This is a genomic window from Acidobacteriota bacterium (assembly GCA_009691245.1).
Taxonomy (GTDB): domain Bacteria; phylum Acidobacteriota; class Terriglobia; order 2-12-FULL-54-10; family 2-12-FULL-54-10; genus SHUM01.
On sequence record SHUM01000044.1, the window covers coordinates 1 to 15,629 of the forward strand.

Below are 15,629 nucleotides of genomic sequence, written 5' to 3' on the forward strand. Positions count from 1 at the left end.
GATCTTCACCAGCGCGAAATAATTCTCGCCCTCCTTGGGCTGCCGCACCTGCCCCGAGATGGTGTCCCCCGTGCGCAGATCAAACCGCCGTATCTGCGACGGCGAAACGTAGATGTCATCGGGGGATGGAAGGTAGTTGTAATCCGGCGAGCGCAGAAAGCCAAAGCCCTCAGGCAGTGCTTCCAGCACGCCCTCGGCGAAGATGAGGCCTTCCTTCTCGGCCTGCGCCTGTAGAATCTTGAAAATCAGGTCGGCCTTGCGCATCCCGGTCGCGCCGGGAATTTCGAGCGTGCGCGCCACCCGCGTCAGCTCGGCGATGTTCTTCTCTTTCAAATCGGCGATGGTCATAAGTAATTGGTGAGTGTCCTTTGGCAACTAAGTGTTAATTAAATGGTGTCGAGGAAGGACCAGTGCGTGGCGACACAGCGCGCGGCGCGCTTCGTCTCTTCCTATATTGAATGGATGGATTGCTTTTTAATTTAGGGAGTCGGCTCAGACTTGTAAACGGGTATCAAATCGCTTGGCGCCACCGGGAGAACAGTCCTCACAGGTTCGGCCGACTGGTAGTTCTATGAACCAGCACAATTGAAGAAGTAGTTTATCTGCTCGGAAAAACTCTCCGGCCCTCCCGCCGGTCGCGCTTCCAAAATTTGTTCAGGGAGTTCTGAAGAATGCCTGACGCCTCAAATCGGGGTTGCCAGAACTTGAGCAGCCTGCCACGCCATTGCTTCCCTGCTTCAGCACTCATAGATAACCACTGACCGCTACGGCTTGTCAAGCAGGAAAATTCGGTGGGCAGGCAGAAAAATCCACGGGACAGGAATCCTTGAATCTTGGCGAGTCGCCTCACTGTCCTTGCAGCTCCTTGGGTTACTGGCGCGCGGGAATCTTCGGCGGAGGATAAAGCTGGCGGATGCGCTTGAGGTCCAACTCCGAAAGTCCCAGATGCAGCGCAATATCCTCGCGCTTCTGAAGTTGCCGACGATACCTCTGAAAATAATTCAGGATGTCTCCTTCGTAACCAAAGGAAAACATGATGTCCTCATAGTTGGCCGTATGGTCCAGCCCAAGAGCGTGGCCAAATTCGTGCAGGCAGGTAAGATATACAATCGTGTCCCGAAAGAGGGAGTCCGCCCGGGCGCGGGCGTCGAGTTCCTTCCCCAGGCCCGCAATCTCCGGTCTCACGAACACCTCAGCCCCCCTACGGCCCTCCACCATGATCGGACGCATCTCTCCATAGAGACTGTTTGGAGCGGAGACCCAGCGAAGGCGCAACAACGCATCCTTCTCCTCCACAAATCGAAACGCCAGTATCCCACCAGTAGCCTTTGCCCATGCCTCCAGCGCACGTTCCGCCAAATCACGGTCACCGGGCCGATTGCCGGGTCCTTCCTGCGAGATGAAAGTAGGAATCGGTCGATCCGCGTCCAATGGGCGCAGGAGAGGAGTTTCAATCTGTGCGTGGACCAGCAGGACAGCAAGAGGCAGAACTGCAACGGATCCAACCGCTAGCCACCGGCGCACGGACGAGAGATGAGATGTCATTTCAGGGGGCATAATATCATACGCTCAGGGGGCATAATATCGAACGAGAACGATTGTAACAACCGAGCTACGCCAATGACTACTCCTCCGACTTGGCTACGGATTCGGCAACCCAGCTCAGGTAGTTCTCCGCCCCGTCGATGATGGGCAGTGCGATTACTTCCGGCACGGAGTAAGTGTGCAGTTTTTCGACGCAGGCGCGCAGCGCGTCGAACTCTCCGCGCGTAGTCTTGATTACCATCAGGCACTCGCGATCCTCGGCGATTTTGCCTTGCCAGCGATAGAGCGAGCGTATCGGCGTGATCAAATTGGCGCACGCGGCCAGCCGCTGATCGAGCAGCGCCCGGGCAATTCGCTTCGCTTGCCGCACACCGTTGGTGGTAACCAGCACGACAATCTTGTCCGTCATGGATCAAATCCCTTATAGTTGATTTTCGCGCGCAATGGAGCCTTCGGAGAAGTTCACATTTGCGGCGGATGGACAACTACACACTTTCACGGTTTCATCGACATACTACAATCGGATCAGCACCGGACCGCGCCACTGAGAACCTTTATGACCCCCATCAAGTTTGGCACCTCGGGCTGGCGAGCCATCATCGCCGAAGACTTCACATTTTCCAACGTGCAAAGAGCGGTGGACGGCATCGCCGAGTACGTCCTGTCGGTAAAATCCAAACAGCCCACAATACTGGTCGGATACGACACGCGTTTTCTTTCCGATCAGTTTGCCGCCGCCACCGCCGAGCGCATGGCGGCCCATGGCATTCGCGCGCTGCTCTCCGATAAGCCCGTGCCTACACCGGCGCTGGCCTTCGCCATTCTTCAGAGCCAAGCCGATGGCGGCATAAACTTCACCGCTTCGCACAATCCAGCCGAGTATAACGGAATCAAGTTCTCCACCGCCAACGGCGCGCCCGCCCTGCCGGAGGTCACGCGCAAGATCGAAGAGAATATCGCCCACGCCGACCGCGCGCCCGTTGCGCCACGTTCACAAGCAAGTCCCGCGGCGGTCGAGCGCGTGGATTTCGCCGCCGCCTATCTCACCGACCTGGCGCGCAAGGTGGACATCGACGCCATCCGCCTGACGCGCCTGAAGCTCGTCGTTGATCCGCTCTACGGCGCAGGGCAGGGCTATCTCGACAAGCTACTGGTGCGCTCCGGCATTGACGTGCAGACGATTCACGGCACACGCGACGTTCTGTTCGGCGGACATCCGCCCGAGCCCGCCGAAGAGTACCTCACCCCGCTGAAAAAAGCGATCCGCGAACGCGGCGCGAACCTCGGCCTGGCCACCGACGGCGACGCGGACCGCTACGGCATCATGGACTACGGCGGTGTCTTCATTTCGCCGAATCATTTCCTCGCGCTGCTGCTCGACTATCTGGCCGAGTCGCGCCCGTGGGTTAAAGAGACGTCGAAGGATGGCTGGAAGGGCGGCGTGGCGCGCAGCGTGGCCACCACGCATCTGGTGGACTCCGTCGCGCGGCATCATGGTCTGCCGGTCCACGAGACGCCGGTCGGCTTCAAGTACATCGGCGAGTTGATCGAGCAGGACAAGCTTCTGGTGGGCGGCGAGGAGAGCGCAGGCCTCACCATTCGCCACCACGTCCCAGAAAAAGACGGCATCCTGGCCTGCCTGTTGGCCGCCGAAATGGTGGCCACACGGCGGCGAACACTCTCCGAGCAGCTCGACGCACTGTTCCTGAAAGTGGGCCGCTGGTGCCCCGGCCGCTGGAATGTACCATTGACGGAAACCCTAAAGACCAGCTTCAAAGAACGCAGTATGCGCGATTATAGTTCTTTCGATGGTCACACGGTCCACGAGCAGAATCGCACCGACGGCCTGAAACTGATATTCGACGACGGCTCGTGGATTCTGTTCCGTTTGTCAGGTACCGAGCCAGTTTGTAGATTGTATTGCGAAGCGCGCTCGGAAAAAGCGCTGGAAGAGTTGGCCACCACCGCCCGAAATTTCCTGTTTGCGTAAAGCGTGCCGCACTTACAGAGCCGCGACCGTGAGGGAGCGGGCCGGCTCGACAATTATCAATGACCATTGAACGCAACCGCTCCCTCCCGGCCGCGGCTCTGTAACGCAAAATCGCCCGAAGGAATTTGATTACCCCATGCGCCGAAAGCACGCCGAACAAAAATCCCGCCGCCGCAGCTTACTACTAGTCCTAGCCGTGGGCGCCATCTCCGCTACACTAATGGTCAACAGTCTGATCGGAGAAACCGGCTACCTGGCCCGCCGCGCACAGAAAATGAAAATCGAAGCCATCACCAGCGAAGTAGAAACAATCCGCACCGAAAACCAGCGCCTCTCCTCCCACATCCAGGACCTGAAGCACGATCCCGGCACTATCGAGACGCTGGCCCGCGAACAGTTGCGCCTGGGTCGCAGCGAAGACGCCGTCGTCACACTGCCTGAAACCCCAACACCATCTATCCCGTAGTGATTTCAACAATAACAAAATCTACGTCGGCTGAGAAATTGACGATCTCTCCGAGGTGCATTATCAGCTATTATTGGTGGCGAAATGACTAATGACATAATTCGGAAGCTGGAAGCAGAACTCATGGTGGGCATTACAACCGAGGTCCAAGTTGTCTACTTGATGGCCGGTCTTAGAAAACTCCTCGAACAACAGTAATTGAAGGAACAATTCAAGAATCTGACATTCCACTGCGATTGGGCACTCCATCCCAAGTTGCAGGGAGCTACAGCCCAAAAAAATCTGGAACAATTCGATCTTGCCAATATCCAACTCAAGACCGGCATCAAATTGCACGAATTGCCAGATGGCCCCCGGCAATAAATCGACGGCATATTAAGGCTGGAAGGGTTTAAGAATGAACTTTCAACATTCATTTCCGCAAATGGACTTCCGGGGCTGGAGACGGTTCGTCGAGATGGTTGGACTCACTTCCTCCACCTGTATTGCAAAGTCGTAGAAGATTGCCCGCTGGTAATGAATACGAATAATACGGTTGCCAGCATAGAGAAAGTAACCGTACATTTGGAATTGGCCAATCAAGCAATCGAAAACGAAATATTTTACAAAATCAAATGGATCGTCGCAGACAAGAATGGCCTATTGGGCGAGGTCTACGCTATAAATTACTTTTCGCTAACACCTGGATGACCTCTTCATTGCAGCGTAGAGTCTAGATCATTTTCTTATCTATAGTAGAGACCTTCGCAGCCCCGGCATGGGCTCAGCGGCTCATAGTCCGGCTGCCAGCACCGCATCCAAGCGTTGCTCGAAGATCATTCGCGAAGAGAAGTTAGCAAGCTTCAATTGTTCTGGCGGCGCGCCGCCGAATGCCGCCTGCGGAGCCAAGCCCACCAGCTCGCTGCTGTGAATCGATATGCCCAGTTGCGCGGCTTCGCGTTCCACTGCTTGATAGGCGACGAGCATGGAGGTTTGCTCGAAGTCGGTAAGGTTCATCGCCACCTGCGCGCGGGTCTCTGCGCGAGCGGGCGCGCTTCCCTGCTCCGGTGAACCACCTGTGGCATCGTAATGCAGCAGAACGCCGATGGCTTTTAGCGCGGGCAGGCCGCCGCCGGAGGTGCGGATTTTGCGCGCAATCATTTTGGCGATGGCCGCGTCATTGGTGTTGAGGTTCACATTGAAGGCGACTAGGAATCTTCGTGCGCCGACGGCGGTGGCGCCAGCGGTGAGATGCAGTTGCGGACCGCCCGTACTTGAACAAACGTCGGGGAGGCGCGACGGGTCGGTCAGCACGGCTTCACGCAGGCCTTCATATTGGCCGCGGCGGATGTTTTCGAGCAGGCGGCGATTGGGACGCAGCGCGGCGGCTTCATAGAAGTACACGGGGATGGCGAAGCGGCGGAATATCTCTTCGCCGGCGGCGTGCGCGATGCGCACGCAGTCCTCCATCGTTACACCCTCGACGGGGACGAACGGGACCACGTCCGTCGAGCCGATGCGCGGGTGCTCGCCACGATGGGCGTTCATGTCGATCAGTCGCGCGGCCTCGCCCACCAGGCGAATCGCGGCTTCGCCGACGGCGTCCGGCGCGCCGACGAAGGTCAGCACGGAGCGGTTGTGCGATGCGTCGCTGTGCAGATCAAAAATCGTCACGCCGTGCACCGCGCGCGCGGCGTCCACGATGCGGCTGATCTTCTCCGCGTCGCGGCCTTCGCTGAAGTTGGGCACGCACTCGACTAGGGTTCGCATGGCTGGTAGCCACGGTGAGCGCATTTCTCGCCGTGGGGATTTCCCGTGAGGCACAAAAAAACCACGGCGAGAAATGCGCTCACCGTGGCTACTAAGAAAAAGCTAACCCGAAACCGCGGCTCTGTACGGTCGAAGCTGAACTACTTGCCGGCTTCCACTTTTTCGACGTGCATGCTGTCGCCCATGACGTGGCCGGTCAGCTTGGCGTTCAGGCCAGCCAGCTTGGTCAGCTCCGGGGTCATGCCTTCCAACTTGTAAAGCTTGCCGCCGGAGATCAGCGCGTAGCTGGCGTTGCTGTTCTTCACGCACATGTTGACGCAGCCGGCGTCGCCCGCGTTGGCGGTGGAATGCTTCAGGCCGCAGTGGGTGTTGCTGACCACGCCGGTCAGCGTCTGATGTTCCTTTTCTTCTGCCTTAACAGGTGCCTTCACTTGCGCGAGCAGGGCGACACTCGCCGTAAGCCACAGCGCGGCCAACGCCACTCCGAGAACTTTCTTGTTCATCTTCATATGGTTCATCCTCTCTCACAGATGCAGTCAGGAAGATACTTATTGAAATACATTGCTAAACAATTGTACCGCTTACCACGGCCTGGCCCAACGGGAGAACTCGGCGATCAGCGTATCACGGTGACGCGATTCTTCAACGCGCCAATGCCCTCCACGCGCGCCACCACCACGTCGCCGTCGTTCAAATACTCGGGCGGAGTGCGGCCCAGGCCGACGCCCTCGGGGGTTCCGGTGGAGATCACGTCGCCCGGCTCCAGCGTCATGCCCTTCGAGAGTTGCTCGATGATGACGTCCACCGGAAAGATCATCCGCGATGTATTGGAGTTTTGTTTCTCGACGCCGTTTACGTCGAGCGAGATGGCTTTGTTTTGCGGGTCGCCGAACTCATCGCGCGTAACCAACACCGGACCCATCGGGCAGAAGCCGTCAAGACTCTTGCCCTTGAACCACTGCATGTGGCGCAACTGAAGGTCGCGCGCCGAGACGTCGTTGATGACCGTGTAGCCGAAGATGTGATCGAGCGCATGAGCCCTCGCGATATTCTTGCCCGCCGTGCCGATCACCACGCCCAGCTCCACTTCGTAATCCACCTGCTGTGTCGCCGCCGTGTCCCAGTGTATGGGATCGTACGGCCCATTCACGGCAGTGGGCGACTTAGTGAAGATCACCGGCACTTCGGGAATCTTGGCCTCGCGACCGCGCGCGCGCGCGGACTCTTCGAGGTGGCTCAGATAATTCAGGCCCAGGCACATGACGTTCTTGCGCGGGCGCGGAATGGGCGCGTGGAGCCGTACACTATCGATCAGCTTCGCTTCGCTGTTGTTGCCCAACCCCGCCAGCGATTCAGACACAGCGGCGAACAATGGCGTCCACATGGTGGGCCCGCCGTCAATCAGTTCCAACATGCTGCCGGGCACCGGCCCTTTGCCTTTCCATAGCGGACCGAGCACGGCGCGCAGCTCGGCGATATGCGTTGCCGAGACCACACCCAGGCGCGGGTGCGAATCATTGGGCAGCGAAAATGTAGCGAATCTCATTCGTCGTCTCTCCTTAAACTGTTTCTCAGGTTTCAATATCAGAGCTACGGCTGTACATCAAATACCATGTCGCCAGGCTCACGCCCGAGCCGTTTGCACCATTCGATGTAGAGCGCGCCATAGGATGCCGTGCTGTAATCAGCGGAAGAAAACCCCAACTGCTTCGCCGCGCGATCGATCGCGGAACGGCTACCCTCCAGCTCAATGAAGTTGCCGACGGGCGTCTCGTCGAGCACGATCTCAAACGCGGGGCGGCGGGCGCGCTGGCGACTGGAGGCGCGCTTCCCCACTGCTGATTTCACCGCTGACTTGGCTGCGGCATTTAATGCTCGGGCCGCCGCGAAGTGCGTGCGGAACTTCTGATAGCGAAACACCGGCACGAGTCCGAGCGACGAGAAGATGAGGAGCACGGCTTCGGGGTTGGACACCTCGCTCTCATACTCGGTGCGCGATTTGTAACGGCTGTCGGCCTCCGGCGTGCCTTTGAACGTCAGCCACCAGCGGCTTCCGTAGCGGCGCAGGCGCAGGATGCAGCGGACGGCGCGCAGCGCGCGAGCGGGCGTGTCGAACAAAACATTATCTTCAAACGCGCGGCGGTGGATGGGCTGGAAGCCGAGCTTGCGAAGTTTCCGGCGAATGGCGGCCAGATCGGCGATGGCAATCTTGGTTTCGGTTTCGTGATGGCGCATGGTGTGGGCGCGGACTTGCCCTAATACTGACGATGTACGAACAGCTCGGGCAACATGGCCAGCGTCTCCCGGGAACGCGTGTCCAGTCCTTCGGCGGGCAATGACTCAATAGCCTGCACGGCCTTGCTGGCATATTCCTGCGCCAGACGCTTCACGGTCTGCGGCGCTTCATAACGCCAGACCAGCTCGAGCAAGTCCTCCCAAGCCACCGATTGAAACGACCGCTCCTCCATTACTTTGGCGACCAAGGCATGCTCGGCGGGCGTGCAGCGCTCCAGCACATGGATCAGCGGCAGTGTTACCTTGCCCTCGCGCAGATCGCTGCCCACGGGCTTGCCCAGCACCTCTTCCGTGGCGGTGAAGTCGAGCAGATCATCCACCAGTTGGAAGGCCATGCCCAGGTTGGTCCCATAGATGGCGAGCTGCTCTTCGATACTCTTGTCCTGTCCAGTGGAGTTGCCGGCAGCCACCGCGCCCATCCGGGTACATGCGCTGAACAGGCAGGCTGTCTTGCGATAGATCAGGTCCAGATGCCCGGCTTGCGTGATGTCCAGCCGTCCGATCATGCCCCACTGAATCAGCTCGCCTTCCACCATCTGCTGGGTCAGCTCGATCAGAATGTCCAGGACGTGGAAGTTGCGCTCCTCCACGGCCAGCCGGAAGGCCTGCATGTAGAGCCAATCGCCGGCCAGCACCGAGGTGTGGTTGCCCCAACGCGAGTTGGCGGAGGGCCGCCCACGCCGCCGGTCGGCACCGTCGATGACGTCGTCGTGAACCAGCGTGGCCGTGTGGATCATCTCAACCACCGCGCCTAGATTGACCGCCGGAGACTGAATTTCTCCAAACATCCGCGCCGTCATCAGCAGCAGAGCAGGCCGCAGCCGCTTGCCGCCGCTGACCTGCAGATACTGGCCAATTTCGGTAACTTCGGGGACGGAGGAGACCAGCTTCTCGTGGAAGCGGGATTCCACTTGTTCCAGGCCGGAGCGGACGGGCTCCAATATCTCCTGCCAGACAAAAGTGGTGGGCGAAATGTCAGCGCTTTTCATCATGTGGCCAAAGGAATGCTGAAGGCGTTAATGTAATACGACTAGAGGCTAAAGCACAAGTCTTGTTTTAGTTGCGAGGTATCAGTTAGCAGGGGCTAGACTCTACGAGTCTCCTTCAGATGCTGGGTCGGTGGCCGGACCAGCATTCGCATACCTCATGACTTCGGTTTCATTCGTCGGGACATCACCGAGCACCACCAACGGATGATACAGCGGTCCACCGGCTTTCTCGGCCATCGCCAACAGGTTGCCGTCAGGGGCCATCAGGCGAAGGAATGGAGTTTCACGAGCGGCGTAGGCAGCAGCTTGGATGAATTGGCCGTGCAACGCCCCCTGCACGTCCGACTCCGGCAACTCCCAGGACGGAATCTCTGGTAGCAACTGGTTAATCGGCGTAATCATTTCCCGGCCGTCCCGCAGCCCGCTCTCCAACTCATCGAGAGTAACCGCTTGCTCAATCGGGAAATTTCCCACCGCGGTGCGGCGCAGTTCGGCGAGATGAGCACCCATTCCTAGACGCTCTCCAATGTCATTAACTATGGACCGTATATAGGTTCCAGATGAAACAGTTACAGAGAATCTGACATGTTGTTCTTTAATATAATCCAGAGTGAATTCATGGATGGTTACAGGCACGGTAGCCAGCACCACCGTCTGGCCCTTGCGCACGCGGCGGTGCGCTGGAACGCCGTCCACCTTCTTGGCTGAGTAGATAGGAGGACGCTGGAAATAGGTCCCCACAAACTGCCGAATTAAATCTGGAAGTTGCTCCGGCTGGAATTCATTTGCTCGGTCAGGACCGGAGGGTGCTCCGGTAAAATCATAAGTATCGGTGGCAAATCCGACGCGCATCACTCCGCAATAAGACTTCTTCGTTAGCTTGTAGAATTGGGCCAGTCGGGTCGCCTTGCCCAGCAGCAGAACCAGTACGCCGGTTGCAAACGGGTCGAGCGTGCCCAAGTGTCCAATGCTTCTCTGATGGGTCAACCGCCGCACGGCGCTGACTGCGTCGTGGGAGGTGATGCCAGCCGGTTTGTCCAAAACCAGAGCGCCATTCATTGTGTGCATTCTAAAACAACCCATCTAAATCGTTGTCATCCTGACAGCGCGCCTGTGCAGTGCGAACGAGATGCTTTCCATCGAGCAGAACGCAACAGCAGATCCTCTTCACTGCGCTCAGGATGACAACGCAAAACATTCCGTGCCAATCACTCCATGCGTACGTGGGATACCGAGGAAAACTATTTGCGGGAATTCTAGTCCTTGCGCAGCTTTTGCAGCATCTCCTCGATGCGCCGCTCGCTCTCCACGAGTTCGTCGAACTCGAAGCGCAGCGCCGGAGTCCGGCGCAGTTGCAGGCGGCGAGCCAGCTCGCTGCGCAGGAAACCCGAGGCGGCCTCCAAACCCTTCAGGCTCTCCGCCTTCTTCTCCTCATCGCCTAGCACCGTTACGCCCACGCGCGCCGTGCCCATGTCCGGAGTAACGCGCACGCCGGTGATGGTGACGAAACCGATGCGTGGGTCTTTTACGTCGCGCTCCAGCATCATCGCCAGCTCATGCCGAATCTGATCGGCGATGCGTTCGGGTCGATGGCTATGGCCCTGGCTATGGTTATGTTCTTTCATGTGTCATCCAGAAATTCGTAGCGCGCGACAGAGCCGCACGCTACAGCAGCATCATATCGGAGCGCAGCAGATCGCCAGCCAGAATGCTGCTGGCTTCTTCTTCCACCTGCCTCAGCATCCCTTCGAGTACATGCTCATCGCTCGACACCGCAGCCACGCCGATCAATGAGCGTTGCCACACATCTTGATGATCCAGCTCGCTCACCGACACATTGAAGCGCGCGCGCAACCGGTCCTGCAACTTGCGAATCACCATTCGCTTTTCTTTCAGGGAATGCGCGTAAGGGAGATGTAGTTCGAGCGTGAGCAATCCAACCGGCATGATGATGTTGTGGGTCCGATCCGTCCCAGCCAGCCGGGACGGATCAAACGGGAAATATTACGCCAGCGCGGGGGCGGCCACCTTCTCCGTGATGAAGGCCTCGATCACGTCACCGGCCTTTACGTCGCTGTAATTATCCAGCACGATGCCGCACTCCTGTCCGGAGCGCACTTCGTTGACGTCGTCCTTGAAGCGCTTGAGCGACCCAACCTTGCCCGTGTGGATCACCACGTTGTCGCGCAGCACGCGGATGGTGCAATCCTTCACGAGCTTGCCTTCGGCAACCAATGACCCGGCCACGCTGCCCACCTTGGCCACGCGGAATGTCTGGCGCACTTCGGCTTTGCCCAGGGCGATCTCGCGATGCGTCGGTTCGAGCAGTCCGGTCAGGGCCTTGCGCATGTCGTCGGTTAGATCATAGATGATGGTGTACAGCCGAATCTCGACATTCTCCTGCTGCGCAACCGCTACGGCTTTCCGTTCGGGGCGGACGTTGAAGCCGACAACAATCGACTTGGAGGCAGAGGCCAGCAACACGTCGGAGACGGTGATAGCGCCGACGGCGGAGTGAATCACCCTCACCTTCACGCGCTCGTCGCCGATCTTGCCCACCGATTCAGCCACCACTTCCACTGAACCTTGCACATCACCCTTCAAAATAATGGGCAGTTCCTTCATCATGCCGGTTTTCAACTGATCCTGGAACTGCTCCAGGGTGAGGCGCGAGGACTTGGCCAGCATCTGTTCGCGTTGCTTGTTCGCGCGATAGAGCGCGAGCTGCTTGGCCTTGATGGAATCGGTTACGGCCTGGAAGTGATCCCCAGCCTGGGGCAATGATTGCAATCCAAGAATTTCCACCGGAGTCGCCGGAGGCGCTTCCTGAATCGGGCGGCCATGATCATCGAACATGGCGCGCACCTTGCCGAACACCGGTCCAACCAGGAAGTTATCGCCCACGCGAAGAGTCCCGTTGATAACCAGCAGACTGCACACCGGCCCGCGGCCTTTGTCGAGCTTGGCTTCGAGCACGGTGCCGGAAGCGGGAGCTTCGGGGTTGGCCTTGCGATCCTGAATGTCGGTTACCAGCAGGATCATATCCAGCAGCACATTGATATTCGTCTTCTGCTTCGCCGAGACTTCCACCATCACCGTGTCGCCACCCCAGTCCTCGGCTGTAAGGCCCTGGTCGGCCAACTGCTTGCGCACGCGCTCGGGCAGCGCGCCGGGCTTATCAATCTTGTTGATGGCCACGATGATCGGCACGTTGGCCAACTTGGCGTGGCTGATGGCTTCCAGCGTCTGAGGCATTACACCGTCATCCGCGCTGACCACCAGGATCACCACATCGGTAACTTTTGTTCCGCGGGCACGCATGCGGGTGAACGCTTCGTGGCCGGGCGTGTCGAGGAACACAATGCGGCGGCCGTTGGTGGTCACGCTATACGCGCCAATGTGCTGCGTGATGCCGCCGGCCTCCGAAGCAGTGACGTTGGTTTCGCGAATGGCGTCGAGCAACGAAGTTTTGCCGTGATCGACGTGGCCCATCACGGTTACCACGGGAGCGCGCTTCACATTCTTGCTGGCGTCCTGAGCGACTTCCTCCAACCCCACCACTTCTTCTTCAAACGCCACGACCTTGGTGCGCGCACCAAAGGACTGCGCCACCTGCTCGGCCATGGCCGGGTCCAGTGAGTGGTTGATGGTGGCAATGATGCCCTGATCCAACAGGCGACGGATTAGATCCTTGGCCTTGATGCCCAGCTTTTCGGAGAGGTCCTTGACCGTGATGCCCTCGGTAACGGTGATCTCGCGATCGACCACGATCGGGTCGGGTTGACGCATGCGCGCCGGACCGCGCAGCAGCTTCTCTGCCGCTGTTTCACGATCTCGCGCCGTGCGCGCTCCCGTCGGATGCTGGCGTCCACGTACCGGGTGTGGACCGCGGCGCTGCCCTGGATCGGCAGGAGCAGCCCCAACCGGCGGCGGAAATCCTATTCCCGGAACGCTGACTTGTCCCGGTCGTGCCGATGCGCCGGCAGGAGCGCCAGGACGCTGCGGACGACGCGAATAGATCGGCTCATTGGGACGCGACGGTCCCAGCTTCGGCGGAGTGCCCGGCGTACGCAGTCCCGGACGCGGCATATTAAATGACGGCATGGGCGGTCGCGGCGCAATAGGAGCTGACCGTATGGGCTGGCCTGGACGCATTGCCTGGCCGGCCTGTCCTGACATGGGAGGACGCATGACTGGCCCGCCTGGTCCCGAACGCATGGGAACGCCCTGCTGTGGCCGCGGAACATATGGTCCAGAACCTGCCCCAGAACCCGGAGTTGGGCCTGACGCAGGGGGCCGGAGTGGCATACCACCTGGAACCATTGGCCGTGCGGGAGCCACCGGCGCGGGCTTTAGAGCAGTGGGCGGAACTGCGAGAGTGGTCGGCGCCACGGGAGCAGCAACAGTGGGCGCGGCGGGCGTTGCCGTTATCGGTGGTGGCGGAACAGCGGCTGGAGCTACGACTGGCGGAGCTTCTGCCGTTGAGCGAATCGGTGGACGAAGTATTCGCCGTCCAGCAGATGGCGGGGCGGGGGGCACCGCAGGAGTTGCCAATATGGTTTCTGGCTGGCCCGGTTTGCGCGGGACCGCAGTGGCTGATCCTGACACCGCCGTCATCGTTGCGGCGCTGGACGCGGGCGCGGAGACTATAGCAGTCTTCGCTTCATCATTAGGCTTCTCAGCTGTGGACCCAGCGGGAGTAACCACCACCACCGCGGGTGGCTCCGGCTTGGCGGCGGCCTCGGCAGGACGCGCCGAGAAATGCGCCTTCACTCTCCGAACCCAGCCATCATCGACAGCACTGGAGTGAGAGAGCTTCTCCTCTGGATAGAGTTCCGCCAGATACTCGATAATCGTCCGGGCTTTAACTTCCAGTTCGCGAGCTAGTTCATTGATTCGCATAATATGCTGCGTTGCGTCCGGCGCGAAATCCCTGCTGGCCTGTTGGCCTGCCTTAGCTTGCTGCCTGCTTCCGCTCGAATGCGGTTCTCGAATGCGGCACATGGCGGCTGAGAGTCAAACCAGGGCAATTTTACTCGCCCTGCTCCTTGTTTGAAACCTAGTTTGAATCCTTTTCTACATCATTGGCACTATCCGTTTCCTGGTCCGGCTTGCCTGGCTCGTCGGTCTCGCCGGTCTCACGCATCTCGCCAGCCACTTCCAGAGTCGCCTCCACCGTTGGTTCCGCGGCGGCTTCCTCGGTGGGCACGGCACTCGTATCAGCAACTGCTTCCGCCGCAACTTTATCGGCCTCGACGACATCATCCGGGGAGGCAGCGGCCTCCTCAAACTGGGCATAGTAATTATTCACCGCTTGGCGAATTTTTTCTACCATTTTGGGGCCGATGCCGGGAATCTCTTCGAGCTGCTCCGGGGTCATCTCGCCCAACTTCTCGACCGTGGTGATCTCGCGCTCCACCAGTTTCTCGATGGTTTTCTCGCCAATGCCCTCCACTGCCGACAGCGGCGTGCTGGTCGAAACCAGAGAATCCATCTGCGACTCAACTTCCTGGCGCTTCTCTTCCTCACTCTTGATGTCGATGCGCCAGCCAATCAGCTTCGAGGCCAGCCGCACGTTCTGCCCCTTCTTGCCGATGGCGAGCGAGAGCTGGTTGTCGTCCGCAATCACTTCCAGATGCTTGGCGGCGCTATCGAGCAGCACTACACGATTGATCTTGGCGGGCGACAGCGCATTGGCCGCGAACAACGAGGGATCTTCGTTGTACTCGATGATGTCAATCTTCTCGCCGTGCAACTCGCGGATGATGGACTGCACACGCATGCCCTTCATGCCCACACAGGCACCCACGCAATCCACATCGCGGTCCTTCGACATCACCGCGATCTTAGTGCGCTCACCCGGCTCGCGGGCGGCGGAGCGGATCACCACAGTGCCGTCGTAAATCTCGGGAACTTCCATTTCGAATAAACGCGAAACCAGCGACGGATCAGCACGCGAAATGATCACCTGCGGTCCGCGCGAGGACTTGTCCACCTGCACGATAATGGCGCGCACGCGCTCGCCAATTTGGAATGTCTCCAGACGCGACTGTTCGCGGCGCGGCATGCGGCCTTCCGTCTTGCCCATATCGACAATGACGTCGGATCCCTCCAGCCGCTTGACCACGCAATTAATCATCTCGCCCACTTTGCCAATGTACTCGGAGTAGACGTTTTCGCGCTCGGCCTCACGAACCTTCTGAAAGATTACCTGCTTGGCGGTCTGCGCGGCGATGCGGCCCAGCACATCGGTGGGTTTCTGCAAACGAACCTCTGATTCGAGCGTCGCGTCGGGGGCCAGCTTCTGCGCTTCGGCCAAGCTGATCTCACGCGCCGAATTGGCTACGTCCTCGACAACCTTCTTCACCGCGAAAATTTCAATGACTCCGGTTTCGCGATTCAGCGTTGCGCGCAGATCCTCTGCCGACTTATAGTATTTGCGGGCGGCCACCAGCATGGCATCTTCCACGGCGCTGATAATTACAGCCTGCTCGATGTTTTTCTCGCGGCTCAACTGGTCGATAGTCTGGAAGAGCAAACTCGACATTTCACACCTCTACATAAATCTCCGCCTGATTTCTCATGAAATCCTGCA

Annotated in this window: 15 protein-coding genes; 2 read left to right on the forward strand and 13 right to left on the reverse strand. The window is 59.0% G+C overall.

From position 1 onward, the window contains the following. The 3 genes from rho to EXQ56_10850 form a co-directional block, all read right to left on the reverse strand. Positions 1 to 348: transcription termination factor Rho (gene rho / locus EXQ56_10840; GenBank protein ID MSO20937.1), on the reverse strand; the 348-nt coding region annotated here is incomplete at its 3' end. A gap of 522 nt (positions 349 to 870) precedes the next feature. Beyond that, positions 871 to 1,557, reverse strand: a complete 687-nt coding sequence (locus EXQ56_10845; GenBank protein ID MSO20938.1) for a matrixin family metalloprotease — start codon at positions 1,555 to 1,557, stop codon at positions 871 to 873. A gap of 67 nt (positions 1,558 to 1,624) precedes the next feature. Then, positions 1,625 to 1,954, reverse strand: a complete 330-nt coding sequence (locus tag EXQ56_10850) for a divalent-cation tolerance protein CutA (GenBank protein ID MSO20939.1) — start codon at positions 1,952 to 1,954, stop codon at positions 1,625 to 1,627. Positions 1,955 to 2,101: 147 nt separating this feature from the next. Between EXQ56_10850 and EXQ56_10855 the strand changes: the two genes are divergently transcribed. Further along, a complete protein-coding gene (locus EXQ56_10855; protein MSO20940.1) occupies positions 2,102 to 3,535 on the forward strand; it encodes a phosphoglucomutase/phosphomannomutase family protein in 1,434 nt (477 codons plus the stop codon). Positions 3,536 to 3,671: 136 nt separating this feature from the next. Next, complete coding sequence (locus EXQ56_10860) at positions 3,672 to 4,001, forward strand: septum formation initiator family protein (GenBank protein MSO20941.1); 330 nt, start codon at positions 3,672 to 3,674, stop codon at positions 3,999 to 4,001. Positions 4,002 to 4,772: 771 nt separating this feature from the next. Here the strand turns inward: EXQ56_10860 and ftcD are convergent. The 10 genes from ftcD to nusA all read right to left on the reverse strand — a co-directional run bounded on the left by ftcD (position 4,773) and on the right by nusA (position 15,581). Further along, positions 4,773 to 5,750, reverse strand: coding sequence for a glutamate formimidoyltransferase (gene ftcD, locus EXQ56_10865; protein MSO20942.1), 978 nt, complete (start codon positions 5,748 to 5,750; stop codon positions 4,773 to 4,775). A gap of 140 nt (positions 5,751 to 5,890) precedes the next feature. Beyond that, the gene (locus EXQ56_10870; protein ID MSO20943.1) at positions 5,891 to 6,259 is read right to left on the reverse strand and encodes a hypothetical protein; all 369 of its coding nucleotides are present in this window, start codon (positions 6,257 to 6,259) and stop codon (positions 5,891 to 5,893) included. A 107-nt stretch (positions 6,260 to 6,366) separates the two neighbouring features. Then, on the reverse strand, positions 6,367 to 7,296 hold the full coding sequence (locus EXQ56_10875) for an FAA hydrolase family protein (protein ID MSO20944.1): 930 nt from the start codon (positions 7,294 to 7,296) through the stop codon (positions 6,367 to 6,369). Positions 7,297 to 7,340: 44 nt separating this feature from the next. After that, positions 7,341 to 7,985, reverse strand: a complete 645-nt coding sequence (locus tag EXQ56_10880; protein ID MSO20945.1) for a CYTH domain-containing protein — start codon at positions 7,983 to 7,985, stop codon at positions 7,341 to 7,343. A 20-nt stretch (positions 7,986 to 8,005) separates the two neighbouring features. Beyond that, positions 8,006 to 9,034 (reverse strand): polyprenyl synthetase family protein, encoded by a 1,029-nt coding sequence (locus EXQ56_10885; protein MSO20946.1) that lies wholly within the window; start codon positions 9,032 to 9,034, stop codon positions 8,006 to 8,008. A gap of 102 nt (positions 9,035 to 9,136) precedes the next feature. Further along, complete coding sequence (gene truB / locus EXQ56_10890; GenBank protein MSO20947.1) at positions 9,137 to 10,117, reverse strand: tRNA pseudouridine(55) synthase TruB; 981 nt, start codon at positions 10,115 to 10,117, stop codon at positions 9,137 to 9,139. Positions 10,118 to 10,290: 173 nt separating this feature from the next. After that, the gene (gene rbfA / locus EXQ56_10895; GenBank protein ID MSO20948.1) at positions 10,291 to 10,659 is read right to left on the reverse strand and encodes a 30S ribosome-binding factor RbfA; all 369 of its coding nucleotides are present in this window, start codon (positions 10,657 to 10,659) and stop codon (positions 10,291 to 10,293) included. 40 nt (positions 10,660 to 10,699) lie between these two features. Beyond that, a complete protein-coding gene (locus tag EXQ56_10900) occupies positions 10,700 to 10,981 on the reverse strand; it encodes a DUF503 domain-containing protein (protein ID MSO20949.1) in 282 nt (93 codons plus the stop codon). Positions 10,982 to 11,038: 57 nt separating this feature from the next. Continuing rightward, positions 11,039 to 13,936 carry a translation initiation factor IF-2 gene (locus EXQ56_10905; GenBank protein MSO20950.1) on the reverse strand — a complete coding sequence of 966 codons (2,898 nt, stop codon included), beginning with the start codon at positions 13,934 to 13,936 and terminating at the stop codon, positions 11,039 to 11,041. A 157-nt stretch (positions 13,937 to 14,093) separates the two neighbouring features. Beyond that, positions 14,094 to 15,581 (reverse strand): transcription termination/antitermination protein NusA, encoded by a 1,488-nt coding sequence (nusA, locus tag EXQ56_10910; GenBank protein ID MSO20951.1) that lies wholly within the window; start codon positions 15,579 to 15,581, stop codon positions 14,094 to 14,096. Between the last annotated feature and the right edge of the window lie 48 nt (positions 15,582 to 15,629).